Source organism: Flavobacterium sedimenticola, from assembly GCF_030053345.1.
Lineage (GTDB): Bacteria > Bacteroidota > Bacteroidia > Flavobacteriales > Flavobacteriaceae > Flavobacterium > Flavobacterium sedimenticola.
This window is the reverse complement of sequence record NZ_JASGBP010000011.1, coordinates 68,138-93,502: the sequence shown is the minus strand read 5'-3', so window position 1 is coordinate 93,502 and position 25,365 is coordinate 68,138. Positions and strand designations below refer to the sequence as shown.

The following is a 25,365-nucleotide window of genomic DNA, read 5'->3' as shown; positions in this document are numbered from 1 at the left end:
AGACTATCTGACTTTCATATGGAAATAAATTTAATCAGCGATACCGTAACCAAACCGTCTCCCGAAATGTTGCAAGCCATGTTCAATGCCAAAGTAGGGGATGACGTGTTCAAGCAAGACCCTACCGTAAATGCTTTTGAAAAAATGGTAGCCGATTTATTCGGTAAGGAAGCCGCTTTGTTTTTCCCTTCAGGTACGATGGCCAACCAAACCGCTATTAAACTCAATACCAATCCGGGAGACCAAATCATTTGCGATAAATGGTCGCACATCCATTTGTACGAAGCCGGTGGCGCTTCGTTTAACAGTGGCGTGAATTTCAATTTACTCGACGGTAACCGCGGGATGATTACGGCCGAACAAGTCGCTTCCGGGATTAACGATCCCGAATTTTACCACGCGCCTCTATCCAAAATGGTAGGTATAGAAAACACCACCAATAAGGGCGGTGGCGCTTGTTATGATATCGAAGAGCTGCAAAAAATTAAGCAAGTTTGTGTCGACCACAATCTCAAATACCATTTAGATGGCGCTCGTTTGTGGAATGCTTTGGTCGCCAAAAAACAACATCCGAAACAGTTTGGCGTTTTGTTTGATACCATTTCGGTGTGTTTTTCCAAAGGATTAGGGGCGCCTATTGGTTCCGTGCTGATTTCCGATGCCGAAACCATGCACAAAGCCTTACGTATCCGGAAAATATTCGGCGGCAACATGCGCCAATCGGGTTATTTGGCGGCAGCGGGAATTTATGCGTTACAAAACAACATTACACGCTTAGAAGATGATCATCGCCGTGCCAGAGAATTAGGACAGGTATTGGAACAACTGTCTTGGGTAGCCCATGTGGCCCCGACAGAAACCAATATCGTCATTTTTGAAGTCAAATCTCCGCTAACCGAGAAACAAGTCATTGAAACCCTGAAAGCCAAAGGCATACTCATCAGTTCTATGGGTCAAGGGAAACTGCGTATGGTAACGCATCTCGATTACAAACAAGTGTTGCACGAATACGTCTTGGAGCATTTAACTAAAATCAAATTCTAAAAGAACTTATCCATTCCCGGAATATTCGGCATGCCTTCTTTGGCTACGGCCGCTAATTCAGTTTCGTTGACGCTCGAGGCTCTTTCAATAGCCTTGTTCAATACCAAAATCAAATAGTCTTCCAATTGTTCTTTATCGGCCAAAAGACTATCATCAATGGTCACCGATTTCAGAGTTCTGTTGGCGGTTAGGGTCACTTTGAGCAACCCGTCGTGACTTTGTTCATCAATCAAAACGGTATGCAAGCGTTGTTTTGTAGCTTCTATTTTTTGTTGGGTTTCTTTCAGTTTACCCATCATATTCATCATATCTCCAAACATGGTTTCTAAAATTTAGGCTCCAAAAATAAGTAATGTTTGTTAATTTTTACGTTTATAACTTCCGACAGGAACAAAAATATAGGCTTGCATAATACTTATTTTTGTAAATGATTTTAGCCTATAATTCATGACCGATACCAACATACTTCCGCCAAAAGCCAAAATAATTCCCAAACAGCTCGAAAAACACGGGCATGTTCGTACTGATAATTACTATTGGCTCAACGAACGGGACAATCCGGAAGTGATTGCGTATTTAAATCAGGAAAACGACTATTACCGACAAGCGACTGCTCATACCAAAGCGTTTCAGGAAGCCTTGTTTGCCGAAATGAAAGCCCGGATTAAAGAAGACGATGAATCGGTGCCGTATTTCTACAACGGCTATTACTACATTACGCGTTTCGAAAAAGGCAAAGATTACCCGATTTATTCTCGTAAAAAAGGCAGTTTGGAAGCGCCCGAGGAAATTATGTTTGACTGCAATGAAATGGCTAAAGGGCATGCTTACTTCAACTTGTCAGGTTTGAGCGTCAGTGAAGATAATGTTTGGGCGAGTTTTGGCGTCGATACTGTTTCGAGAAGGCAATACACCATTCAGATTAAAAATTTACAAACCGGTGAAATTCTTCCGGTAAAAATAGAAAACACTACCGGTGGTGCTACTTGGGCTGCCGATAATTGCACATTGTTTTACACTCGCAAAGATGCCCAGACTTTGCGTTCGGATACGATTTACAAACACAAGCTCGGGACCGATACTACCGAAGATGTGTTGGTTTTCTTCGAAAAAGATGAGACTTTTGATGTTTCGGTGTACAAATCCAAATCTAAAAAATACATTATCATTAGTTCGAGCAGTACCTTGACGTCCGAGTACCGCATGGTGTTAGCCACCACGCCCGATGCCAAATTTACGGTTTTTCAAAAAAGGACGCGCGGATTGGAATATTCGATGTCGCATTTTGAGGATCATTTTTACATCGTTACCAACAAGGATAAGGCCACCAACTTTAAGTTGATGAAAACACCGGAAACCGCTATGACCAAAGAAAATTGGGTAGATGTGATTCCGCATCGCGAAGACGTATTGCTGGAAGATATTGACATTTTTGCGAATTATTTGGTGGTTTCGGAGCGCTTCAATGGTTTGAATCAAATTCGGATTATAACGTGGAGTGGCGCCGAAGAATATTACTTGCCGTTTGATAGCGAAACCTATACCGCGTACACCACCACGAATCTCGATTTTGATACTGAGGTATTGCGATACAGTTTTCAGTCTTTAGCGACACCTTCCTCGGTGATTGATTTCAACATGAAAACGAAAGCCAAAACGGTTTTAAAAGAGCAGGAAGTTTTGGGCGGAAAGTTTAATAAGGCCAATTATACCGAAGAGCGCGTTTGGGCTACCGCACAAGACGGAACTCAAGTGCCAATCTCTATGGTATACCGAAAAGGGTTGTCTAAAAACGGCAACAATCCGACGCTATTGTATGCCTACGGTTCGTATGGCGCTACGATGGATTGTTATTTTTCGACGGTGCGATTGTCGTTACTCGATCGGGGTTTTATTTTTGCTATTGCTCATATCAGAGGCGGTGAAGACTTGGGCAGAGCCTGGTATGACAACGGCAAGCTGTTAAAAAAGAAAAATACGTTTACCGATTTTATCGATTGCTCCCGGTTTTTAATTGACAGCAAGTATACATCGGTCAAGCATTTGTATGCCGAAGGCGGCTCAGCGGGCGGACTCTTGATGGGTGCCGTGGTCAACATGGCGCCATACTTGTACCATGGCGTTATTGCACAGGTGCCGTTTGTAGATGTTGTCACCACAATGTTGGATGAAACCATTCCGCTTACCACCGGTGAGTACGACGAATGGGGCAACCCGAATCAAAAAAAGTACTACGATTATATGCTTTCGTATTCGCCCTACGATAATGTAACGGCTCAGGATTATCCCAACATGTACATTTCTACCGGATTGCATGATTCTCAGGTGCAATATTGGGAACCGGCCAAATGGGTCGCTAAATTGAGAGTGTTAAAAACAGACAACAATCAATTGTACTTAGATACGAATATGGATGCGGGTCATGGTGGCGCTTCGGGAAGGTTTGAAGCCATTAAAGAAATCGCCAAAGAATACAGTTTTTTGTTAGATTTAGAAGGAATAAAAAGATAGTTTAAAATATTTTATTAAATTTGCAACGTTCGGAGGTCTGTAAATCGGACTTTATAACATGCCTTGACTAATTTATTTTATGAAAGAAGATATAAAAGCTCACGATAATGTGCTAAGTTTAATTGGGAATACCCCGTTAATTAAACTGAATAAAATCACAGAATCTTTACCGGGTAACTTTTATGCTAAGGTTGAAGCGTTCAACCCCGGGCATTCCACCAAAGATAGAATAGCATTATATATCATTGAAGAAGCTGAAAGGCAAGGAATTTTAACTCCCGGCGATACCATCATCGAAACAACATCGGGTAATACCGGTTTCAGTTTGGCCATGGTAAGTATCATCAAAGGGTACAATTGCATTTTAGCGGTGAGTTCAAAATCTTCCAAAGATAAAATTGACATGTTACGCAGTTTAGGAGCCAAAGTATATGTTTGTCCGGCGCATGTTTCTGCCGATGATGAGCGTTCCTATTATAATGTGGCGAAGCGTTTACACGAAGAAACCAAAGGTTCCATTTACATCAATCAATATTTCAATCAACTAAATATTGATGCGCATTACAAATCAACCGGTCCTGAAATTTGGGAGCAAACCAACGGTAAAATCACCCACTTGGTGGCTTGCAGCGGAACCGGAGGAACCATTTCGGGTGCTGCGAAATTTTTAAAAGAAAAAAATCCGAATATCCGAATTTTAGGCGTGGATGCTTTTGGTTCGGTATTAAAAAAATACCACGAAACCAAAGAATTTGATGCCGATGAAATTTACCCGTATCGCATTGAAGGTTTGGGGAAAAACTTAATTCCAACCGCCACTGATTTCGATTCGATTGACCACTTTATGAAAGTGACCGACGAAGAAAGTGCGCACACTACCCGCGAAATAGCCAAGAAAGAAGGTTTGTTTGTGGGCTATACTTCCGGAGCGGTAATGCAAGCCATTAAGCAATATGCCGAAGAAGGTGAGTTTGACGAAAACAGCAATGTGATTGCTATTTTCCCGGATCACGGTTCCCGTTATATGAGCAAAGTATTTAGTGATGACTGGATGAATGAACAAGGGTTTTTTGACAGTATTAATGCTGAAGAAGTACAAAAAGTAGAGTTTATTAAATAGACTGTTCCGTCTGTCTTCAATTTAGATATAGAGAACGCCAAGCTTTTGCTTGGCGTTTTTGTATTTAAAAAATCGTTGCTGAGTTATAGCCCCGATTGCAGCGAAAATCCTTTTTTAGTTGGTTATTCAATGGTCCTCTGACATTGCTTCGACACGCTTAGCCTGATATTGAATTAGCTGACCAACTAAAAAAGATTGCAACGGAAAGCGGGAGCAGGGTTAAAAAAAGCGGAGTTGGTGTGCTCCTAAAAAAAAACTCCAAGCAATAGGCTTGGAGTGGATGGTTTGTGCTGAAAAATGTGACCGTTAATTATTCCTGCATGGTGTGATACACGTTCATCACATCGTCGTCTTCTTCAATTTTTTCCAATAATTTTTCGACATCGGCCACTTGTTCCGGCGTAAGCGCTTTGGTGATTTGCGGAATGCGTTCAAAACCCGAAGACAAGATTTCGAGTCCGCGGTTTTCCAGTTCTTTTTGGATGGCACCAAAGCTTTCGAACGGCGCGTACATCACGATACCGTCTTCGTCGGCGAAGATTTCTTCTACCCCGAAATCAATCATTTCGAGTTCCAGTTCTTCGACATCCTGTCCTTCGGCCGGGATGCGGAAATTACAAGTATGGTCGAACATAAATTCTACCGAGCCTTGCGTACCGAGCGTTCCGTTACATTTATTGAAATAGCTGCGGATGTTGGCTACGGTACGGTTGTTATTGTCGGTGGCCGTTTCGATAAGAATGGCGATGCCGTGTGGGGCATAGCCTTCGAATAATACTTCTTTGAAATTGGCGGTATCTTTGTCGGATGCTTTTTTGATGGCGCGTTCCACATTGTCTTTCGGCATGTTGGCCGCTTTGGCATTCTGAATCACCGCTCTCAAACGCGAGTTGGTTTCCGGATTCGGTCCGCCTTCTTTCACTGCCATTACAATATCTTTTCCAATGCGAGTAAACGTTTTGGCCATAGCCGACCAGCGTTTCATTTTACGGGCTTTTCTAAATTCAAATGCTCTTCCCATTTCTGATAGAATTTTTAATTGCTAAATTGATTGCAAAAATAACGTAATATTCGGTTAATGCAAACAAATTAACCCACAGGAACGTGCGTCGAAATGAAGGTGTCTCCGGCACTGTTCCAACCGTTGATTACAGCATTGTTTTCCTGATAATTGGTATTGTTTATTTTGTTGTAGTTTTCAATTTCTTTATTGATTTGTTTGACCATACCGTTGTAGTTGTCAATCTCTTCCTTGGTTCGGTCTTTATCCGATTTAGATTCGAGTGATTTTTTAGCGCTTTCGAATTTTTCGTTGAACATTAAAAACTCGATTACTTTCGGTGCAAACTGTTGGCCTTCTTTTTTGTAATATTCCAATGCTTTTTTGGTGGCCGTTACCATCGAATTGTCGGCGTTGAACGGTTTGATGGTTTTGAGTTTTTCCAAACCTTCATCGGCATATTGAATTAGGGTTGCCGCATTTTGTTGGATGGCACCGATATCACTTTTCTTGATGGCTTCGGAGAGGTACAAATCGGTTACATTGGCCTTGAAAAAGATTAAGTATAACTGGGTATGGTATTCAAAGACTTCGTTTGAAATCTTGATTTTTTTGCTCAGTTCACTGGAGTCTTCGGTTAGTTTAATGTTGTATTTGGCACAGAATTTTTTCTGCGCCAAATTGGCTTTTTCATTTTCGGCTTCAATCTTTTTGTTCACCAAATCACGCATCATGATATACGCTTCCATAGCGTCGTAGGATTGCTCGGCAACTTCTTGCATGTCGATAATTTTATCGTATTCTTCGTTGATGTTTTTTTCGGAGATGGCCAAATAATCGATGATTTGATCCCGGAATTCGGTATCACCTTGGTAGCCGTTTTGCAACGCAGCAATCTTTTTACTCGCAGTTTGAATGCTCTTCACCAAAAGTTTACGGGTATTGTCGATGCGACGCGCACTTTTGGAATGCGCCACGGCAGAAGTGTATTTCCACATACTTTTGGAAATGGATTCCTGCTCTTTGCCGATGTAATTCAGGTAGTCGAGCGGTGACTTAAATTCTTGCGCTTCTGTATTAAAAGTGATAATAAATATAAAAACAGCTAAAAAATTAAATTTCATTAGTTTACGGTTTATAATTTTTAATGTCATCCAAGATGTTTAACGACTCCAAAATATGGTAATTGGTTTTAACTTCTTTGACTCTTTCAGTAGTACAACTTTTTAAATAATCGTCAAATTTTTGAGATTCCTCATCTATCGAATTTTGGCTTACGTCGACAGGATATACTTTTTCGCTCACGGTTTTGATTTCTTTCCACAAGCTGTTGATTTTTTTGACATCATCAAAAACGGCCGAAAACTGCAATAGAATAGGAGGTAAATCGCCATCGTATAGCGGATTGATGCGGTCGTTTAATTTTTGTATGGCCATAGCATTTTCATCCTTTTCGAGCCGTTTCTTTTCCGCTTCTACCACAGTGCTCTTCATAACGTCATTCGGTAGGCGATTGAATTTGAGCTGGATCGGAATTTCATCATTTTTCAGGGCTGTTTTATAACTGTCTTCACGCGGCATCTGCTTGTCGAATAACAATGGAAGTGTAACATCGGGCGTAATGCCGGAGTATTGATTGCTCTTTCCGGTTACCCGATAAAATTTTTCTAAAGTAAGTTTCAAAAACTCATCGTTTTCATCGGTTAACGGAAAAATGCGTTGCATGGAAGCTTTGCCCAAAGAGCGATTTCCTACGATGATGGCTCTGTTGTAATCTTGCATGGCATTGGCAAAAAATTCACTTGCCGAAGCCGAAAATCCGTTAATCATAACCACCATCGGCCCGGTATAAATACTACCACGGTGCATGTCTTTGATGATTTCTTTCTTGTTTTTATGGTTGTTCATTAAGGCTAAGGGCCCAACATCAATAAATAACCCCGACAACTTGATGGCTTCTTCCATAGAACCACCGCCGTTGTTTTGAACATCGATGATGAGGCCGTCAATGTGATCTTCTTGTAATTTGTAGACTTCTTTGGCAACATCATTACTCACACTGGAAATACCGCTTTCGAACGTGGCGTAAAAACTCGGAATCCGAATGTAACCGTAATACTGATTTCCCTTTTTGAGTTTAAAGCTGAAGACATTGTTTTGATAGTCTCTCATGACTTTTTTGCTCAAGCGCACACTGTAAATTTCTCCGCTTTTTTTACGGAAGGTAAAATCGGCTGTCTTGTATTGATTGGAACTGATGATTTCATCAATTTTTTTCATCGAAGCACAGGCAATTTCATATTCTTCGTTTTGATGTTTTATTTTGAGTAATTGATCGCCTTTGTCAATCTTTTCGGTAAAATAGGCCGAACTGCCCGGAATGATATCATCCACGGTCATTTCATCTTTTTCAGTCATCGAAACATACAGGCCGAATGACAAATTATCGGAACTCACTGCGGAGTAAAATGAGGACTTTTCGCTTTGCGAAAAATATTCGGTATGCGGATCAAAATAAGAACAAAAAGCATTATAGAAAGCCGAGTTGAACTCGTCTCGGGTTAATTCAAGATTATCTGTTTTGCATCTGTATCGGTCTAAAATTTTAGCCTTACCGGCAACAGCCAATGGTTCGAAATGGGCAACTAACGAATCTTTGTTGGTACTCAATTCCGCTATATCTCGAAGAATATTGAATAAAATTCGTTTTTTGTACAAGTGTTTCAGTTCCTTTTCTTCATTAACAAAAGGAAACGCCTTTTTGGAAAATTCAATCTTTTCGGTGCTCGAAAAAGCAAAAGGTTCGTTCTCGATACTTTGCAGGATTCTTTTGTAGCGCTCAACAGTTTTGTTGTAGGCTCCATAAAATTCATCCAAAAAAGCACAATTACCACTGTTGATGTAATCGTCAATTTGAAGCTCATACTTTTTCAGCGCGTTTATTTCAGACTGTAAAAACAGGCGATGGTCTTCGTCAATCGCATCTAAAAAGGTATTAAAAACATAAACCGATAAACTGTCGTCTATCGGTTTGGGTTTGTAGTGATTTTCCTGAATGAGCAGGTTGATTTTGGCCAAGGTTTTGCATGGGTTTTTTGGGGTTTGGCCCAAAAGAAAACCCGGTATACAAACCAATACTGACAAGAATCTGATCACAGTGTTTATTTTTTATAAAAAGGAAGCTTCACTACTTTCGCTTTTACGTTATTATTTCGAATTTGAATATAGATTTCGGAATCAACAGCTGAGAATTCCGTTTTTACATAACCCATGCCAATTCCCTTGCCCAAAGAGGGTGCCATAGTTCCCGAAGTTACGATGCCTATATTGTTGCCGTTGGCATCTACAATTTCGTAATCGTGACGGGGAATACCGCGCTCTAATAATTCAAAGCCTACTAATTTTCGGCTTACGCCGTTTTCTTTTTGTTTTTTCAGATTTTCGGAGTTTACGAAATCTTTGGTGAATTTGGTAATCCATCCCAAACCGGCCTCCAATGGTGAAGTGGTATCGTTGATGTCGTTACCGTATAGACAGAATCCCATTTCCAAACGCAGGGTGTCACGCGCCGCTAAACCAATTGGTTTGATGCCGAAAGCCGCACCGGCTTCGAAGACTTTATTCCAAATTTGTTCGACTTCCGAATTTTTACAATATATTTCAAATCCACCCGAACCGGTATAACCTGTGGCGGAAATGATAACGTTTTCAATGCCGGCAAAGGGTCCGACTTCAAAATGGTAATATTTAATAGCGGATAAATCCACTGAAGTCAGTGATTGCATCGCTTCAACCGCTTTCGGCCCTTGAATGGCCAACAACGAATAATCATCCGACAGGTTTCGCATGTCAACCCCTACATCGTTGTGTGCGCTGATCCAATTCCAATCTTTTTCGATATTAGAGGCATTAACCACCAGTAAATATTGATCTTCTTTCATGCGATATACGATTAAATCGTCCACAATTCCACCTTCATTGTTAGGCAAGCAAGAATATTGGGCACGACCTATTTCGAGTACGGAAGCGTCGTTAGATGTTACTTTTTGAATTAACGCCAAAGCATTTGTACCGGTCAATAAAAATTCACCCATATGAGAAACGTCAAAAACGCCTACGTTATTTCTAACAGTTTCGTGCTCGGCATTGACACCTTCATATTGCACCGGCATGTTGTATCCGGCAAACGGTACCATTTTAGCACCTAATTTTTCATGAACGTGTGTTAAAGCTGTATTTTTCATTTTATTTGTTTGGAATTATATTGAGTTTGTTGTTTGTGTATTGTTATCCTCAGCTTGTCGAAGGATTATTTTCTTACGAATGGCGGCAAGAGTTTAGTACTGACCTCACCAAAACCGATACGAATGGAACTGTTTTGGCAATATCCTTTCATAATTACAGTGTCGTTGTCGTTGATGAATTTACGCTCGGTACCATCATTCATGATTAACGGATTTTTACCACCCCAGGTTAGTTCCAACATCGAACCAAAGCTGTCCGGCGTTGGTCCCGAAATCGTTCCCGAACCCATCATATCGCCCGAATTCACGCGACAACCGTTAGAGGTGTGATGTGCTAATTGTTGCGACATTGACCAATACATGTATTTAAAATTGGATTTGGAAACCAACGTAGGTTCTACATTTTCGGGTTCGATATAGACTTCTAAGTTGATATCAAAGGCGTGTTTTCCTTTTTGTTGTAAATAGGGTAGCGGCATCGGTTCCTGATTTGGACCTTTGCAACGGAACGGCTCCAAGGCATCCATGGTTACAATCCACGGAGAAATCGAAGAGGCAAAGTTCTTGGCCAAAAACGGTCCGAGCGGAACGTATTCCCATTTTTGAATGTCACGTGCACTCCAATCGTTCAATAAAACCATACCAAAGATGTAATCTTCCGCTTCCGTCACCGGAATATTTTCACCCATAATGTTGGCATCGGTAGTAATAAAGGCGGTTTCCAGTTCAAAATCGACTAAACGAGACGGACCAAAAACCGGAGTTGTTTCACCATTAGGAAGGGTTTGTCCCATGGGGCGGTGTACCGGAATACCGGACGGAATAATCGTAGAGCTTCTGCCGTGATACCCCACCGGTATATGAAGCCAATTAGGTAAAAGGGCATTAGCCGGATCTCGGAACATTTTACCGACGTTAGTAGCGTGTTCCCGACTCGAATAAAAATCGGTGTAGTCTCCGATTAGCACCGGCAATTGCATTTCCACATCTTCTATTTTGAAAATAACAATCTCCCGATGTTCCTGATTGTCTCTCAGTTTGGGATTATTGATTTCAAAAATGTCACTGATTCGATTGCGAACCAAGCGCCATGTTTTTTTTCCGTCAGAAATAAAATCATTCAAGGTATCCTGCATAAACATATCATCGGTGAGTTCGATACCTTCAAAGTAGTTGAGCTGTTGCAGCGCGCCTAAATCAATAGCATAATCCCCAATTCGGGTTCCGATGGTAATGACGTCATCTTTCGTTAAAAATACGCCAAACGGTATATTTTGAATGGGGAAGTCACTGTTTTCGGGGACAGTAAGCCATGATTTTCTCTTGGGATTGTTAGTTGAATTGGGCATGGTATTGTTTGTTTTGTTGTTGAAAAATTACGCAATCAAATATATCATTTACTATCAAAGTAACAAACCATTTTTGTAATTTTGACCTCAATTTAACGAAATATATTCAAATGCAACGCGACGAACAAATTTTTGACTTAATTCTTGAAGAACAAGACAGACAAATTCAAGGAATCGAACTGATTGCTTCTGAGAACTTTGTGAGTGATCAGGTAATGGAAGCCGCCGGTTCTGTACTGACTAATAAATATGCAGAAGGTTATCCCGGTAAGCGCTATTACGGCGGTTGCGAGGTAGTAGACGTAATTGAACAAATTGCGATTGATCGTGCTAAAGCTTTATTCGGTGCCGAATATGCTAATGTACAACCGCATTCGGGTTCGCAAGCCAACACTGCGGTTTTTGCTGCTTGTTTGAAACCGGGTGATAAAATTTTAGGATTCGATTTATCCCACGGCGGGCACTTAACCCACGGTTCTCCGGTGAATTTTTCCGGAAAATTATACAGTCCGGTATTTTACGGAGTAGAAAAAGAAACCGGTGTGTTGAATTACGATAAAATCCAGGAAATTGCCACCAAAGAACAGCCGAAAATGATTATTGCCGGAGCTTCGGCTTATTCCCGCGATATGGATTTTAAACGTTTCCGTGAAATCGCCGATAGTGTCGGGGCTTTGTTGCTAGCCGATATTTCTCATCCGGCCGGTTTGATTGCCAAAGGATTGATGAACGATCCGATTCCGCATTGTCATATCGTGACCACTACGACGCACAAAACGTTGCGCGGACCAAGAGGCGGTATGATTATGATGGGTAAAGATTTCCCGAATCCATGGGGATTAACCACACCAAAAGGTGAAATCCGAATGATGTCACATGTCTTGGATATGTCTGTTTTCCCGGGCAACCAAGGTGGACCGTTAGAGCATATCATAGCAGCCAAAGCTGTTGCTTTTGGCGAAGCGTTGTCGGATGAGTTTTTTACCTATGCGCTACAAGTTCAAAAAAATGCCAAAGCCATGGCAGAAGCATTCGTGAAAAGAGGCTACAATCTTATTTCGGGCGGGACCGATAATCACATGATGCTTATCGATTTGAGAAACAAAAACATCACCGGTAAAGACGCTGAAATTGCCTTAGGCAAAGCCGAAATCACGGTGAATAAAAATATGGTGCCTTTTGATGACAAATCGCCTTTTGTCACTTCCGGAATTCGTGTGGGAACTCCGGCCATCACCACGCGTGGTTTGGTGGAAAGCGACATGGAAACGATAGTCGATTTAATCGATCGGGTGTTGATGAATGCAGCCAATGACGAATTGTTAGAACAAATTGCCGACGAGGTAAACGACATGATGAGCGAAAGAGCCATTTTTGTTTACTAAAATAGCATAACCCTTTATTATACCAACCTTCAAAAGTAATTTTGAAGGTTTTTTTAAATCATTTGTATGTCAGTACTCAAACTCAAACTGCCTACCGACCCGAGATGGGTGAATATCGTGGAAAGCAACATCGGAGAAATCCTGAGCGATCATGCCTGGTGTGAGCAAAAAGCCGCCACCAATGCGATTAATCTCATCATCAATAATTCGGAAAAAGAAGATCTGGTGACCGCGATGTTGGCCATTTCCATCGAAGAAATGGAGCATTTTAAAATGGTTCACGATATAATCAAACAGCGGGGTTTAACACTTGAACGAGAGCGCAAAGACGATTATGCTAACGAGTTGGCCAAATACATGAAGCAGTCTTCCGATGGGAGCCGCGAAAGTGGTTTGATTGAGCGCTTGCTTTTTGCTGCCATGATTGAAGCCCGCAGTTGTGAGCGCTTCAAAGTATTGTCTGAAAATATTAAAGATGCCGAACTGGCGAAATTTTACCGCGATTTGATGGAGAGCGAAGCCTCGCATTATACAACTTTTATCGGTTTTGCCCGAAAATATGCCGAGACTGTTGACGTTGATAAACGTTGGCAGGAATGGTTGGATTTTGAAGCCCAAGTCATCGCTAGGTACGGTACCAAAGAAACGGTTCACGGTTAATGATTACAATTCCCTCTTTATGAGGGGTTTTTTATGACAAATGTTAGGCTTCTTACCGGTCAATTATTGTAAATTTGGCTTATTCAACGCGTAATCTCTACAGTAATGAAGTTTTTCCATCCCTGCTGTTGCTCTCTTTTTCTCCTTCTAATTATATCCTGTTCGAAAAGTGATAATGGTGAAATCAAGCCCGTAAAAGGCGACATCACCGAAAGTGTCTATGCGTCGGGTGTGGTCAAGTCCGAAAACCAATATACCGTATATGCTACGGTTAGCGGCGTATTGCAAAAAATAGAGGTTACGGCCGGACAAACGGTTTCGATGGGACAGCCGTTGTTTCAAATTGAAAGTGATAAAGCGGCATTAAGTACCGAAAATGCCCGATTGGCGTATCAGTTGAGCAATGAAAACAGTCGTTATATTCAGGATAAAATTGCCGAGATGGAAGCCAAAGTACAGGCAGCCAAAGACAAGCTGGCATTAGATCAATCGGTTTACAATCGCAACAAGAATATCAAACAATACAACATTATTTCAGAAGTCGAATATGAGCGAGTGGAGTTGGCGTACAAAAATTCTAAATCCAATTATGAAGCGGCTCTGAAGCAGCTTTCTCAGTTAAAATTGCAATTGCAAAACGAACAACGCCGCAGTAACATCAACCTTAAACTCAATGAAGAATCACAGAGTGATTTCACGGTTAAAAGTGCCATTGGCGGTGAACTGTTTGATGTATTGGTTAAAGAAGGTACACTGGTTAATCCGCAAACACCTTTGGCCATTATCGGCGAAAAGAATGCGTACCTGCTCGAATTGGATGTCGATGAAAATGATATGGTTCGGGTGAAATTAGGACAAAAACTAATTGTGACTATGGACAGTTATCAAGGCAAAGCATTTGAAGCTACCGTGGATAAAATCTATCCGATTATGGATGTTCGTTCGCGTACTTTCAAAATAGAGGCGCATTTTGTTACCTTACCGGAAAAGTTATACCCAAACCTCACGGCTGAAGCCAACATAGTAATCAGAACCAAAAAAGAGGCACTTACTATTCCCAGAAATTATTTGATTGATAATCAATATGTCTTAGTCAATGGCGATGAAAAACGCAAAGTAAAAATTGGGCTCAGCGATTACCAGCATGTTGAAATTTTAGACGGATTGACCGCAGAAGAAACCATCTACAGACCGAAATAATGAATTTTAAACTTATCATCAATATTGCATTACACTTGCTGCGGGCGCGATTGAAACAAACGGTAGTGGCCGGCGTAGGTGTTACTTTCGGTATTGCCATGTTTATAACGTTGGTGAGTTTTATGAACGGAATGAATGATTTACTCGACGGTTTGATGCTCAATCGTACGCCACATGTTCGTTTGTATAACGAAATCAAACCTTCTGAAAATCAACCGATATCGTATGCGGAAAACTATAAAAACAATACCAATTTCATCGCTTCGGTCAAACCAAAAGATCGAGGTAAAGCCATCTACAACTGCAAATCAATCATACACGATTTAAAACAGGATGCGCGTATAGTGGATGTAGCCCCGAAAATCACAGCGCCGGTTTTTTTCAATTCGGGTACGATCGAAATTTCGGGTATTATCAATGGTATTGAGGTATTGGCAGAAGAAAAATTATTCAAAATCAGCGAATACATCATTGAAGGTCAGGTAGCCGATTTGCTGCAGAACAACAGTATTATTATCGGAAAAGGATTGGCTGACAAGATGTTATTAAAAAAAGGTGATATCATTAAAGTCACAACTTCCAAAGGCAATTTGGCGTCATTAAAAATTGTCGGGATTTCGCAGGTCGGCATTTCCGAAATAGACGATGTAATGAGCTACACATCCTTAGTTACCGCTCAAAAATTGTTAGGCGAACCTACTAATTATATTACCGATATCCAGGTGAAAACCTATGATATCAGCACGGCGCCGGCTTTGGCTGAGGAGTTTGCCGTAAAATACAATTTGGATACCATAGATTACCAAACGACCAATTCGCAATTTGAAACCGGGAGTTCTATTCGAAGCATTATTTCCTACGCCGTGGGTATCGTGTTGTTGATTGTGGCCGGTTTCGGGATTTACAATATTTTGAATATGATGATTTTTGAAAAGATGGACAGCATTGCGATTCTCAAAGCCACCGGATTTTCAGGAAATGATGTGAAGTGGATTTTTATTTCCCTTTCCATGGTCATAGGTATCGCCGGCGGTATTTTGGGATTGGTGTTTGGTTATATTTTTTCAAGTATTATCGATGCGGTTCCGTTTAACACCGCAGCGTTGCCTACCATCAAAACGTATCCTATCAATTACAATCCGATGTTTTATGTTATCGGAATTGCTTTTGCGTTGGTTACTACTTTTATTGCCGGGTTATTTCCGGCGCTGAAAGCCAGCCGAATAGATCCGGTGGAAATCATTAGAGGAAAATAAATGAGTAATATTGTTTTAGAAACCAAAGGTTTGACCAAATACTTTTACGACCCGATTCAATTTCAGGTCTTGAAATCAATTAACATGAGTATTAATCACGGCGAATTTGTTTCCATTGTGGGAAAATCAGGCTGTGGAAAATCGACTTTACTTTATTTGCTTTCTACTATGGATACCGATTATGAAGGAGAAATCTACATGCATGAAGAATTGGTAACCGGTAAATCTGATAAAGAATTGGCTCAAATCAGAAACGAAAATATTGGTTTTGTTTTTCAGTTTCACTATTTGCTTTCGGAATATAATGTTTTAAAAAATGTAATGCTGCCGGGTATGAAGCTCAATAAATTGTCGGAAGAAGAAATTGAACATAACGCTATGGAACATCTTAAAACGCTCGAGATGCAGGATCAGGCCTTAAAAATGCCCAATCAGTTGAGTGGCGGCCAAAAACAACGTGTGGCCATTGCCAGGGCTCTAATCAACAATCCTTTGATTATTATGGGCGATGAGCCAACCGGAAATTTGGATAAAAAAAACAGCGATATTGTGTTCGATATTTTCAAGCATCTGACTCAGGACCACAACCAAACGATTTTAGTGGTTACGCATGACAATGATTTTGCGAGCCGAACGCAAAGAACCATCACCATGGAAGACGGAAGGATTATCCCTTAATCTTTTATAATCAAATCGTATTTTTCCAACAATCCTTTTAAGCCTTCGGTCGCAAAAACCGCTTTTTTGATTTTGTTTTTTTCGGGATCAAAAGCGTAGTCGTAGCTGGTGTAAAAATCGGCTTTGTTGGCAATGGTATCAATAAAAACGGCTCTTCTTAAATTACAATTATCAAATAACGCTTCAGTTAAATCGCAGCCCATAAAATCAACCGAAATCAGACTGCAATTGATGAATTGAATCTTGCGCAATTTCAACGCATAAAATTTGGCATAATCCAACAAACAATCTTTAAAGTGGAATTCGTGAATGACTTGGTCAGTCATGGCAAAATTTACGTTGGTAAAGTTACATTTGGTAAACCAAACCCCGCGAAACGAAACATAATTGATTTTGGCTTCTTTAAAATTACAATCCATAAAATTACAATCTACAAACGAAACCGTTTTAAAGGTACAATTGGTAAAGTCGCAATGACGAAACGTACAGTTTTCAAATTCCTTGTATTGGGTATTGTCGTCGTCAAAGATGTCGAATTGAAATTCCTGGTCTGTAATATAATCGGGGTGCATACGCTTTTTTTGGTCGATAAAGCTACTAATTTTTGTAATATTGACCCAGAAATAAAAGTGTATGCAACCTATCGGAACCGATTTTTTTAAGTTTTGTCCGCATTGCGGTTCACAAAACGTGCACTATTCCAATAATTTTAAATTGGATTGTAGTGCTTGCGGATTTGTTTTGTATCACAATATTGCGGCTGCGGTGGCCATTGTTTTTACGTTTGAAAACAAGCTATTGTTTACGGTACGCAATGTAGAACCCGACAAAGGGAAACTCGATTTACCCGGTGGTTTTATTGACCCCAATGAAACTGCAGAAGAAGCAGCCTGCCGGGAAATAAGAGAAGAAATTGGGCTGAATGTAATGCCTTCGGAACTTCGGTACCTAACCACGGCACCCAATAATTACTTGTATAAAAATGTGGCGTACCGAACACTGGATATTTTTTATGAATATTCGCTCCAGTCTGAAGTCATCACCGTTAAAGCCGAAGATGAAATCAAAGCGCTGGTTTGGATTAGTCGGGAGGCAATCGACTTGGAAAAAATTGGCTTTGTTTCCGTCAGGAATGTAATTCGGAATTTTTATCAATCATAAAAACAATCAATCAATATGACCATTCATCAATCAAAAATCAGTAAAATTTTTAATCTTATTGTACAATCGCTTAAAGGCGAAGCACACGACTACACCCAAGGCAATGTAAAAATTGCCATTGTTTTGTTGGCGATTCCCATGATACTTGAGCTGAGCTTGGAATCGGTTTTTGCCGTAGTCGATATTTATTTTGTGGGGCATTTGCCCAATGCCGATGTAGCTGTGGCGACAGTCGGACTTACCGAAGCCGTGATTTCCTTGGTGTATACGTTAGGAATTGGCTTAAGTACGGGCGCCACAGCCATTGTAGCGCGTCGTGTGGGCGAAAAAGATTTTGAAGCCGCTTCTCGTTCCGGGGCGCAAGCCATTTGGATTTCATTTTTAATTTCCTTGGTAGTAGCCGGTTTAGGGTTTTATTTTGCCTCCGATATCCTGAGAATCATGGGAGCAAAGCCCGAGGTGATTGCCGAAGGAACGGCTTTTTCGCAAATTATTTTTGCCAGTAGTCCGGCTATTATTTTATTATTCTTAATTAACGGAATTTTTCGGGGTGCCGGCGATGCTGCTATGGCCATGCGAAGCTTGTGGTTGGCCAGTTTAATTAATATTGTTTTATGTCCGTTACTTATTTACGGATACGGTCCGTTTCCCGAATTGGGTTTGACCGGAGCGGCCGTTGCCACAGCTACGGGCAGAACGATAGGAGTAGTGTATCAATGTTGGCATTTGTTTTTGAAAAGCAGAACGATTAAAATTTATAAAAAGTATTTCCAACCCGATTTTGAAATCGTCAAATCGCTGTTGAATATATCAACTCCGGCTATGTTTCAGTTTTTTATCCAAAGCGGCAGTTGGATTATTTTAACGTACATTGTTTCCATTACCGGAAGTACCGATGCGAGCGCCGGCTATCAAATTGCGATACGAAATGTAGTGTTCTTTATTCTTCCGGCCTGGGGCTTAAGCAATGCAGCTGCTACTTTGGTAGGACAAAATTTGGGAGCCAAACAACCCGAACGTGCCGAAAAAAGCGTACTGCTGACTACCCGGTACAACGTGATATTCATGAGTTTGGTGACTTTTTTATTTGTGTGTTTTTCCGAAGCGATTATCGGGATTTACACTGCCAATGAAGTGATACTGCAGTACGGAAGCCAGGCCTTGCGCATCATAGGATTAGGCTATATTTTCTATGGTATCGGCATGGTGATGATTCAGTCGCTCAACGGAGCCGGTGATACTAAAACGCCGACGTGGATTAATATTTTTTGCTTTTGGATGATACAGATTCCGTTGGCTTGGTTTTTAGCCTTGTATTTAGAACTTGGGCCTGTTGGTGCTTTTATTGCCATTCCGGCAGCCGAAACCGTTTTAGCGGTATTGGCGTTTTACTTCTTCAAAAAAGGGAAATGGAAGGTCGTTGAAGTGTAAAATGGAAGCATAAAAAGATTTAAAAATAAAAAACGCTCAAATCTTTGAGCGTTTTTTTGTGACCTCGACAGGATTCAAACCTGTAACCTTCTGAGCCGTAATCAGATGCGCTATTCAGTTGCGCCACGAGGCCTTTTTGTGGCTGCAAATATAGGCATATTTGACAAACTTGCAAATCGATTGTGAAAATTAAAGCAATATTTTTTTGTTATCCAATGCTCTCGAAGTAACATAGTAGCGCCAGGCAATAATCGCCAATTGCCATTTTTTGGCTTTGGTTAAATCTAATTGTTGTTTGGTAAAGCTCGGTAAAATGAGCTTATTGAGTTTTGCTAAAATGGTAAACATAATGGTTTGCTTTGATATTGACCAAGATAAAAAAAAACCGCTGAACAGCGGTTTTCTTTGTTATACTTTTTGTGTTTTCAAACGGGATTTCGTTTTTTGGAGTTCTTTTTTAGCGTTTTCGAGTTCTTCTTTGGCTTTCTCTAATTCCTTTTTAGAATCTTCCAAGGCTTTCTCGTTAGCCTGTTTGTCGTCCTTACTGTCTTTTTGTTTCATTAACTCGTCCAATTGCTGTTGCATTTTTTTCATTTGCTCAGCCAAACCATCAGGGCCATTGAAATTGAAGTGATAAATGTCATCATGGTTAAAGTTTTCTGTTTTGTTATTTTTCTTAATTTCTTCAATCTCTTCCGGGGTGTAATCATCGCCGCCTTCGGTTACTTCACCATTCTCAATAACTAATGGCTTTTTGCCGTCTTTTTTGATAATGATTTTTGAACCGGATTTACCCAAAGCATCTCCGGGGAAATCGAATTTAAAGTGTTCACCGGGAGCTTCACCATCGTTAAAATTGAAGTTGAATTGTTTTAAAAAATCGTTATCCGATATTCCGTTGGCAAAAGGACTTCCGCCGAACGAGTTCTCCGGTTCGCCAAAGCCAACCTCTTCGCCTTGTTTGTAAAATTTAATTACCGAAATGGGTTTCGTGTTGTTGTAGCTCAAAGTGCCTTTGTGTCCGTTTTTGTCTTCAAAGGAAACATCAATAGCAATAATTTCATTGGCCGAATTGCGTTTTACATTCGCGTATTTTATGGTTACACCATACTCACTCAGCGCTTTGATGTCGTCTTTCATTTCCTCTTCGGGTGTGTTCTTGTTCCAGGTCATCACTACATTATCGGAAGCTGCTTTGGGCCTCCAAACCCGAGGCTTGCTTGTTTGTGCAAAACCTACTAAAGTTGACAATAAAAGAATCGATGCTAGGTTCAATACTCTTTTCATAGTGCTAAATTTTGTGTTAGACAGAAATTGCTGATTCAAACTTAAAAAGTTACCGTTCACCGGTATAATTGATTTGCAAAACTTTAACGTTTATTTCTTTTTTTGAAGTTCGGCTTTGGCTTTTTCGATTTCGGCTTTCACTTTTTCCACTTCGTCTCTTGTTTTGAGAAGCTCTGCTTTTGTTTTTTCGAGCTCGACTTTCGTTTTTTCCATTTCCGGACGAGCGCGCTCTAACTCCTCTTTTACACGCTTCCAGTCGCCATTGGCTATTTTGATTTGCTCTTTCATGATGGGTTTCATTTTTTTCATCTGAGCTTTTGCACTTTCCATAGCTTCGGCTCGGATGGCCAACATGTCTTTACCGTTAATGATAACCTTTTTGTCTTTGCCATTCGTATCACTGTCGATGACAATACTGCATTGACCATTGCCTTCTTTTAATGCTTTTTCAATTTCAATTTCGTCAGAGAGTACTTTACCGTTAACAATTACCATTGGTTTTTTATCGCCTTTTTTGATAATTATTTTCGAAGCAGTGCCGTCTTGCCATGTCATATGACCAAGATCTTCGGGCATGTTCGGGATTTCGGGCATTTCAGGGATTTCGACATCAAAATCAAAATTGAAATCTTTTATTCCCGGCACACTGTCGTTGAAGTTGAAGGCATAAACATCACCTTCATTAATTTTCACGCCCGGAACGTTGGCATACACTTTTACGTTGTTTTTGGGTTTGCCAAATCCGACAGCGTCTCCTTTTTTGTAAAAATGAATCGGAGCAATCGGTTCATTTCCGGCTACGTGAGAAACACCTTTGTTTCCGTTTTTATCTTTAAATTCCACTTTAATGGCTGTGATTTCACCATCGGCATTGCGTTTGATTTTAGAGCATTTTAAGGTGATGCCATGATTCTCTTTCAACCGTTTGGCTTCTTTTTTCAATTCGGCTTCGGTCGAATTTTTATTGATTACTAATCGAACTTCTTCCCGGTGTTGCAGGGCTTTACCGAGTTCGATTTCAGTCTCTTTTTCTTGTGCTACGGTTTTGATTTGAAACAAAAGCACAAATCCGATTAATGCCGGAACTACTAATGTGTACTTCCAAGAATTGCTTCGTCGGGATGGATGGGTGTTTAACATAACGATTCGTTTTTTGATTAATGATTGATAAAAATTATTGGTGATGGATAAACAGTTTTGATGAGTAACTGCTTTAAGTAAGGCGCGTTGATATACTTTAGGATCTTCAAGTTGATGCATGGCTTTATGGTCGGCGATAAACTCCAAATTTTGCATGATGGCCTTTTTATACAGCCAAACAAACGGGTTAAACCAAAAGAGAATGCAAAACAGCTTGGCAATCATCATGTCGATAGAATGCTTTTCACTGCTGTGTACCTTTTCGTGTAATAGTATACTTTGTAATTCTTCGGGGGTATACAAAGAAGAGTTAAATACAATATAGTTGAAGAAGGAAAATGGAGCAATATCATGGTTTAAATCGACAAGTGTAAAGTTCTCATTTTTAATTCTTTGCTGTTGATAAAGCATTTGAAATAGAGACACTAAACTAATTACAATTTTCGAAAGTAAAAGCAAAGCAATAATAATGTAACTAACCCAAACTAATTGCATCCAATCAAATGCTTCAACAGCGGTTATTTTTGGTGTGGCATTGGTATCATTAGCATACGCCACTAAGTCTTCCAAGCGAATTTTAGGGCGCTCAACATAGACAATCTTCGTAAACGAAAACAGCGGCAGGAGTAATGACGTAAACAAACCGGTAATCAGAAACCATCGATTGCTGTTAAAAAAGGTTTCTTTTTGCACTAAAAAATAGTAGGCAATGTAAAACAAAGCAATTAAGCCGCTCGATTTTAAAAGGTATAGGAAAAGCGCTTCCATATTATTTTTTCTTTTCGATAATCGCTAAAATCTCTCGGAGTTCTTCGGCCGAAATTTTTTCTTCTTCGGCAAAAAAGGAAACTAAATTTTTGTACGAGCTATTAAAATAATTTTCGATAGCCGTATTCATAAAGCGCTTTCTGTAGTCTTCCATTTTTACAATAGGGTAGTACTGATGGGTATTGCCAAAAGCATGGTGTCCTACAAAACCTTTTTCTTCTAAATTTCTAATGATGGTAGAGAGCGTGTTGTAATGCGGTTGATCTTCGGTAATTTCGGCCAAAACTTCTTTTACAAAAGCTTTTTTCAGCTTCCATAAAATCTGCATAATCTCTTCTTCTTTGTTTGTTAACTTTTGCATGATTCTCTTTTTTGGTCTATCAATTATGACAAAACAAACGTATAACTATTTTTTTAGTTACACAACTATAATTATAGTTATTTAACTAAAATTTAAGGAATTTAAGAGAATTATGGCCTTTAGGATTTGATTGTTTTAAGGTTATTTTCTTGATTTACAAGTCGGTACACCCAAATACCGGAAAACAAGCCAACCAAGCCAAGGCTGCCCATTAGAAGCCAATTGGTTTGATACCCCAAGTTTATTACATGCATGCCGATTTCGGCACTCAGTATATGGGCAAGTCCGTAACTCATGGTGTAAATCGCCATGTATCGACCTTCGTGCCCTTTTGGAGCGCGGCTCAGGGAAACAGAGTTGGAGAATGGAAAAGCGAACATTTCCCCAAAAGTCATAAACAACATCATAATAATCAATATACCGGCCCAAGTATTGATTAGCATCAAAAACAAACTGATGGCCATCATAAAACAACCCAATGCCACCACTTTAATCTTATCGATATGGTTTCGTTCCACATAACTTACGATAGGCATTTCGAGGAAAAAGATTAACAAACCGTTCATGGTGAGCAACAACCCGGTTTGCAATTCGGTTAAGTTAAATTGATCTTTATGATAGAGCGGAATGGTGGTAAAGACCTGAAAAAACAAAATCCCTGTAACCAAACACGTAAACATAAATAGGAGAAAGGGTTTGTCTTTAAATACAGAATGGGTTAGCACTTCTCCCGGATGCTCTTTGTCTCTGAAAGCTGTTTTCTTCTTTTCTTTTACCTTAATCCAAAAAATCAGTATAGCCACAATACAGGTCGCGCCATCAATCCAGAACAAACCATTGTAGCCGATTCCCATGATAATCAAACCACCCAAAGCCGGACCGGCCGCAAAACCAAGATTAATGGCCAATCGAACCAAAGTCAGTGCGCGGGTTCTGTTTTCGGGTTTGGCATAGGCACCAAGTGAAACGAACATCGCCGGGCGAAACATATCGGCAATACTCATCATGAGAAACATACCGATACAAAGTCCTATAAAACTATGGATAAACTGAAGGAAAAACATCAGGACTCCGGTAGCCAACAAACTGAAAATCATTATCTTGTAAAAGCCAATTTTGTCAGAGAGTTTTCCGCCAAGCCACGAACCAACCAAAGAACCAATCCCAAAGCAAGCCAACACCGAACCAATCTGTCCATTGGAAAACCCTAAATCTTCTTTTAAATATTTTGACAGAAAGGGTAATACCATGGTGCCGGCTCTGTTGATAAAAGTGATTAGGGTAAGTATCCAAATTTCACGGGAGAATCCTCTGAAATTATTAATATAGCGTTGGAAAGCCGTTTTAAGCATGGAGCATGATTGATGATTGATTGATGTCGTAAAGGTACGAAGATTGAGAGTTTCTATCAGCGTAAGTTTCTGAGTTTGCCAACATTTTTTGTACTATTTTTGTTAAAAAGTGACCGATGAAAAAATTATGCTTTCTTATCTTGTTATTTCAAGCCTCCCTGTTGCTCTCACAAGAAAAAGCGCAGGAATTTCAAAATAATCTCAATAAAGAATTTGCCACCCGGGAAGACAGTCCGTTGACCGAGGAAGACTTTAAAGTATTCAAGGGCTTGTCTTTCTATCCGATAACCGAAAAGTTCATTGTGCAGGCTCAATTTGTTCGAACACCCAACGAAAAAGTGTTTAAGATGAAAACCACGAGTTCCCGATTGCCGGAATACGTTAAATACGGCGAGCTTCATTTTGCTATTGACGGCCAAGCGTTTCAATTGAACGTATATCAAAATATCGATTTGATTCAGAAAGAAGGTTATGAGGATTATCTGTTTCTGCCGTTTTCCGATTTGACTTGCGGCAAGGAAAGTTATATAGGAGGTCGCTATCTTGATATGCGAATTCCGAAATCGGAAACGGTTGTCATCGATTTTAACAAAGCCTACAATCCATATTGCGCTTACAATCACAAGTATTCCTGCCCGATTGTTCCGTTGGAAAACGATTTGCCGATTGAAATTTTGGCCGGTGTAAAGAAATTCCACGACTGATGTTGTACAATTTACATACCCATCATTATACAAATAATGCCAATATAATCGAATTGGTTAACCAATATCCTTGGGCATTTAATGATGCCATTCCGCAATATTCCATAGGCATTCACCCTTGGTATATCGACGAGAATCGATTGGAAAGCGATTTGCAATGCATCGAAACCCAATTAGCCTTACCCGAATGTTGGGCTTTGGGCGAATGCGGTTTAGACAAACGCATCGACATTCCGATGGAAATTCAAATTGCCGTATTTGAAAAACAAATTGCCTTGGCAGAACACTACCAAAAACCGTTGGTCTTGCATTTGGTAGCCGCGTATCAGGAATTGGTGGCGATTAAAAACCGATTACACATTACGGTTCCGGTTGTTTTACACGGATTTTCGAAGAATGCACAAGTTGCCCAGCAAATGGTCGACCATGGATTTTATCTGTCATTCGGGAAATATTTATTACGGAACCCGGAACTCAAAGACGTTTTTGCATCGGTACCGAATGACCGATTTTTACTCGAAACCGATATGATGGAAGAAACCCTGGAAGACGTCTATCTCAAAGCAGCCCAATACAAAGGCATGACCTTAGAAACCTTGCAACAGCAAGTCGCTGCCAATTGGAAAACGATTTTTAAAGAGTACTAGTTCCAATCGAGCCAATCTTAATGTGAGGAAGTTTTGCACCTTCATTTTTATCCTTATTTTTGCAGCT

24 protein-coding genes and 1 tRNA gene are annotated in these 25,365 nt (G+C 40.2%); 12 read left to right on the top strand and 13 right to left on the bottom strand.

From position 1 onward, the window contains the following. Positions 1–18: 18 nt before the first annotated feature. Entirely contained in the window at positions 19–1,044 is a 1,026-nt protein-coding gene (locus tag QHT84_RS13380; RefSeq protein ID WP_283240078.1) for a threonine aldolase family protein, read from the top strand. Here the strand turns inward: QHT84_RS13380 and QHT84_RS13375 are convergent. After that, positions 1,041–1,364, bottom strand: coding sequence for a YbaB/EbfC family nucleoid-associated protein (locus tag QHT84_RS13375; protein WP_283240077.1), 324 nt, complete (start codon positions 1,362–1,364; stop codon positions 1,041–1,043). The two genes, QHT84_RS13380 and QHT84_RS13375, sit on opposite strands and share 4 nt — an antisense overlap. Before the next feature lie 127 nt (positions 1,365–1,491). Between QHT84_RS13375 and QHT84_RS13370 the strand changes: the two genes are divergently transcribed. Both QHT84_RS13370 and QHT84_RS13365 read left to right on the top strand, forming a co-directional pair. After that, positions 1,492–3,555, top strand: coding sequence for a S9 family peptidase (locus QHT84_RS13370; RefSeq protein WP_283240076.1), 2,064 nt, complete (start codon positions 1,492–1,494; stop codon positions 3,553–3,555). A 79-nt stretch (positions 3,556–3,634) separates the two neighbouring features. Beyond that, on the top strand, positions 3,635–4,675 hold the full coding sequence (locus tag QHT84_RS13365) for a PLP-dependent cysteine synthase family protein (RefSeq protein WP_283240075.1): 1,041 nt from the start codon (positions 3,635–3,637) through the stop codon (positions 4,673–4,675). 310 nt (positions 4,676–4,985) lie between these two features. Here the strand turns inward: QHT84_RS13365 and QHT84_RS13360 are convergent, their stop codons facing one another. The 5 genes from QHT84_RS13360 to fahA form a co-directional block, all read right to left on the bottom strand. Then, positions 4,986–5,696 carry a YebC/PmpR family DNA-binding transcriptional regulator gene (locus QHT84_RS13360; protein ID WP_283240074.1) on the bottom strand — a complete coding sequence of 237 codons (711 nt, stop codon included), beginning with the start codon at positions 5,694–5,696 and terminating at the stop codon, positions 4,986–4,988. A 68-nt stretch (positions 5,697–5,764) separates the two neighbouring features. Beyond that, complete coding sequence (locus QHT84_RS13355; RefSeq protein WP_283240073.1) at positions 5,765–6,799, bottom strand: LIC11966 family surface protein; 1,035 nt, start codon at positions 6,797–6,799, stop codon at positions 5,765–5,767. A 4-nt stretch (positions 6,800–6,803) separates the two neighbouring features. Next, a complete protein-coding gene (locus QHT84_RS13350) occupies positions 6,804–8,753 on the bottom strand; it encodes a S41 family peptidase (protein ID WP_283240072.1) in 1,950 nt (649 codons plus the stop codon). 83 nt (positions 8,754–8,836) lie between these two features. After that, complete coding sequence (gene gcvT, locus QHT84_RS13345; RefSeq protein ID WP_283240071.1) at positions 8,837–9,919, bottom strand: glycine cleavage system aminomethyltransferase GcvT; 1,083 nt, start codon at positions 9,917–9,919, stop codon at positions 8,837–8,839. A gap of 65 nt (positions 9,920–9,984) precedes the next feature. Then, positions 9,985–11,268, bottom strand: coding sequence for a fumarylacetoacetase (fahA, locus tag QHT84_RS13340; RefSeq protein ID WP_283240070.1), 1,284 nt, complete (start codon positions 11,266–11,268; stop codon positions 9,985–9,987). Between the two features lie 110 nt (positions 11,269–11,378). On the opposite strand from fahA, the gene glyA reads away from it, so the two are divergent. The 5 genes from glyA to QHT84_RS13315 all read left to right on the top strand — a co-directional run bounded on the left by glyA (position 11,379) and on the right by QHT84_RS13315 (position 16,447). Next, the gene (gene glyA / locus QHT84_RS13335) at positions 11,379–12,653 is read left to right on the top strand and encodes a serine hydroxymethyltransferase (protein ID WP_283240069.1); all 1,275 of its coding nucleotides are present in this window, start codon (positions 11,379–11,381) and stop codon (positions 12,651–12,653) included. 66 nt (positions 12,654–12,719) lie between these two features. Then, positions 12,720–13,313 carry a tRNA-(ms[2]io[6]A)-hydroxylase gene (miaE, locus tag QHT84_RS13330; RefSeq protein ID WP_283240068.1) on the top strand — a complete coding sequence of 198 codons (594 nt, stop codon included), beginning with the start codon at positions 12,720–12,722 and terminating at the stop codon, positions 13,311–13,313. Positions 13,314–13,418: 105 nt separating this feature from the next. Then, on the top strand, positions 13,419–14,513 hold the full coding sequence (locus QHT84_RS13325) for an efflux RND transporter periplasmic adaptor subunit (RefSeq protein WP_283240067.1): 1,095 nt from the start codon (positions 13,419–13,421) through the stop codon (positions 14,511–14,513). Continuing rightward, positions 14,513–15,769, top strand: a complete 1,257-nt coding sequence (locus QHT84_RS13320; protein WP_283240066.1) for an ABC transporter permease — start codon at positions 14,513–14,515, stop codon at positions 15,767–15,769. Before QHT84_RS13325 ends, QHT84_RS13320 begins: the two co-directional genes overlap by 1 nt. Next, positions 15,770–16,447 (top strand): ABC transporter ATP-binding protein, encoded by a 678-nt coding sequence (locus QHT84_RS13315; protein ID WP_283240065.1) that lies wholly within the window; start codon positions 15,770–15,772, stop codon positions 16,445–16,447. Here QHT84_RS13315 and QHT84_RS13310 read toward each other — a convergent pair. Then, complete coding sequence (locus QHT84_RS13310) at positions 16,444–17,019, bottom strand: pentapeptide repeat-containing protein (RefSeq protein WP_283240064.1); 576 nt, start codon at positions 17,017–17,019, stop codon at positions 16,444–16,446. The two genes, QHT84_RS13315 and QHT84_RS13310, sit on opposite strands and share 4 nt — an antisense overlap. A gap of 61 nt (positions 17,020–17,080) precedes the next feature. On the opposite strand from QHT84_RS13310, the gene QHT84_RS13305 reads away from it, so the two are divergent. Together QHT84_RS13305 and QHT84_RS13300 are read left to right on the top strand one after the other, a co-directional pair. Further along, on the top strand, positions 17,081–17,608 hold the full coding sequence (locus QHT84_RS13305; protein ID WP_283240063.1) for an NUDIX hydrolase: 528 nt from the start codon (positions 17,081–17,083) through the stop codon (positions 17,606–17,608). A 15-nt stretch (positions 17,609–17,623) separates the two neighbouring features. After that, a complete protein-coding gene (locus tag QHT84_RS13300) occupies positions 17,624–19,039 on the top strand; it encodes an MATE family efflux transporter (RefSeq protein ID WP_283240062.1) in 1,416 nt (471 codons plus the stop codon). A gap of 59 nt (positions 19,040–19,098) precedes the next feature. Here QHT84_RS13300 and QHT84_RS13295 read toward each other — a convergent pair. From QHT84_RS13295 to QHT84_RS13270, 6 genes are all read right to left on the bottom strand, one after another. Continuing rightward, positions 19,099–19,172 (bottom strand) — tRNA-Arg (locus tag QHT84_RS13295). Positions 19,173–19,228: 56 nt separating this feature from the next. Then, on the bottom strand, positions 19,229–19,387 hold the full coding sequence (locus tag QHT84_RS13290) for an SsrA-binding protein (protein WP_283240061.1): 159 nt from the start codon (positions 19,385–19,387) through the stop codon (positions 19,229–19,231). Between the two features lie 60 nt (positions 19,388–19,447). Further along, a complete protein-coding gene (locus QHT84_RS13285; protein ID WP_283240060.1) occupies positions 19,448–20,326 on the bottom strand; it encodes a hypothetical protein in 879 nt (292 codons plus the stop codon). 90 nt (positions 20,327–20,416) lie between these two features. Then, positions 20,417–22,234: a M56 family metallopeptidase gene (locus tag QHT84_RS13280; RefSeq protein WP_283240059.1), complete on the bottom strand. Its 1,818-nt coding sequence runs from the start codon at positions 22,232–22,234 to the stop codon at positions 20,417–20,419. Position 22,235: 1 nt separating this feature from the next. After that, positions 22,236–22,595: a BlaI/MecI/CopY family transcriptional regulator gene (locus QHT84_RS13275; RefSeq protein WP_283240058.1), complete on the bottom strand. Its 360-nt coding sequence runs from the start codon at positions 22,593–22,595 to the stop codon at positions 22,236–22,238. Positions 22,596–22,714: 119 nt separating this feature from the next. Next, positions 22,715–23,947 (bottom strand): MDR family MFS transporter, encoded by a 1,233-nt coding sequence (locus QHT84_RS13270; protein WP_283240057.1) that lies wholly within the window; start codon positions 23,945–23,947, stop codon positions 22,715–22,717. A gap of 116 nt (positions 23,948–24,063) precedes the next feature. On the opposite strand from QHT84_RS13270, the gene QHT84_RS13265 reads away from it, so the two are divergent. Next, positions 24,064–24,651 (top strand): DUF1684 domain-containing protein, encoded by a 588-nt coding sequence (locus QHT84_RS13265; RefSeq protein WP_283240056.1) that lies wholly within the window; start codon positions 24,064–24,066, stop codon positions 24,649–24,651. Continuing rightward, on the top strand, positions 24,651–25,298 hold the full coding sequence (locus QHT84_RS13260) for a TatD family hydrolase (protein WP_321169635.1): 648 nt from the start codon (positions 24,651–24,653) through the stop codon (positions 25,296–25,298). Before QHT84_RS13265 ends, QHT84_RS13260 begins: the two co-directional genes overlap by 1 nt. Positions 25,299–25,365 lie beyond the last annotated feature (67 nt).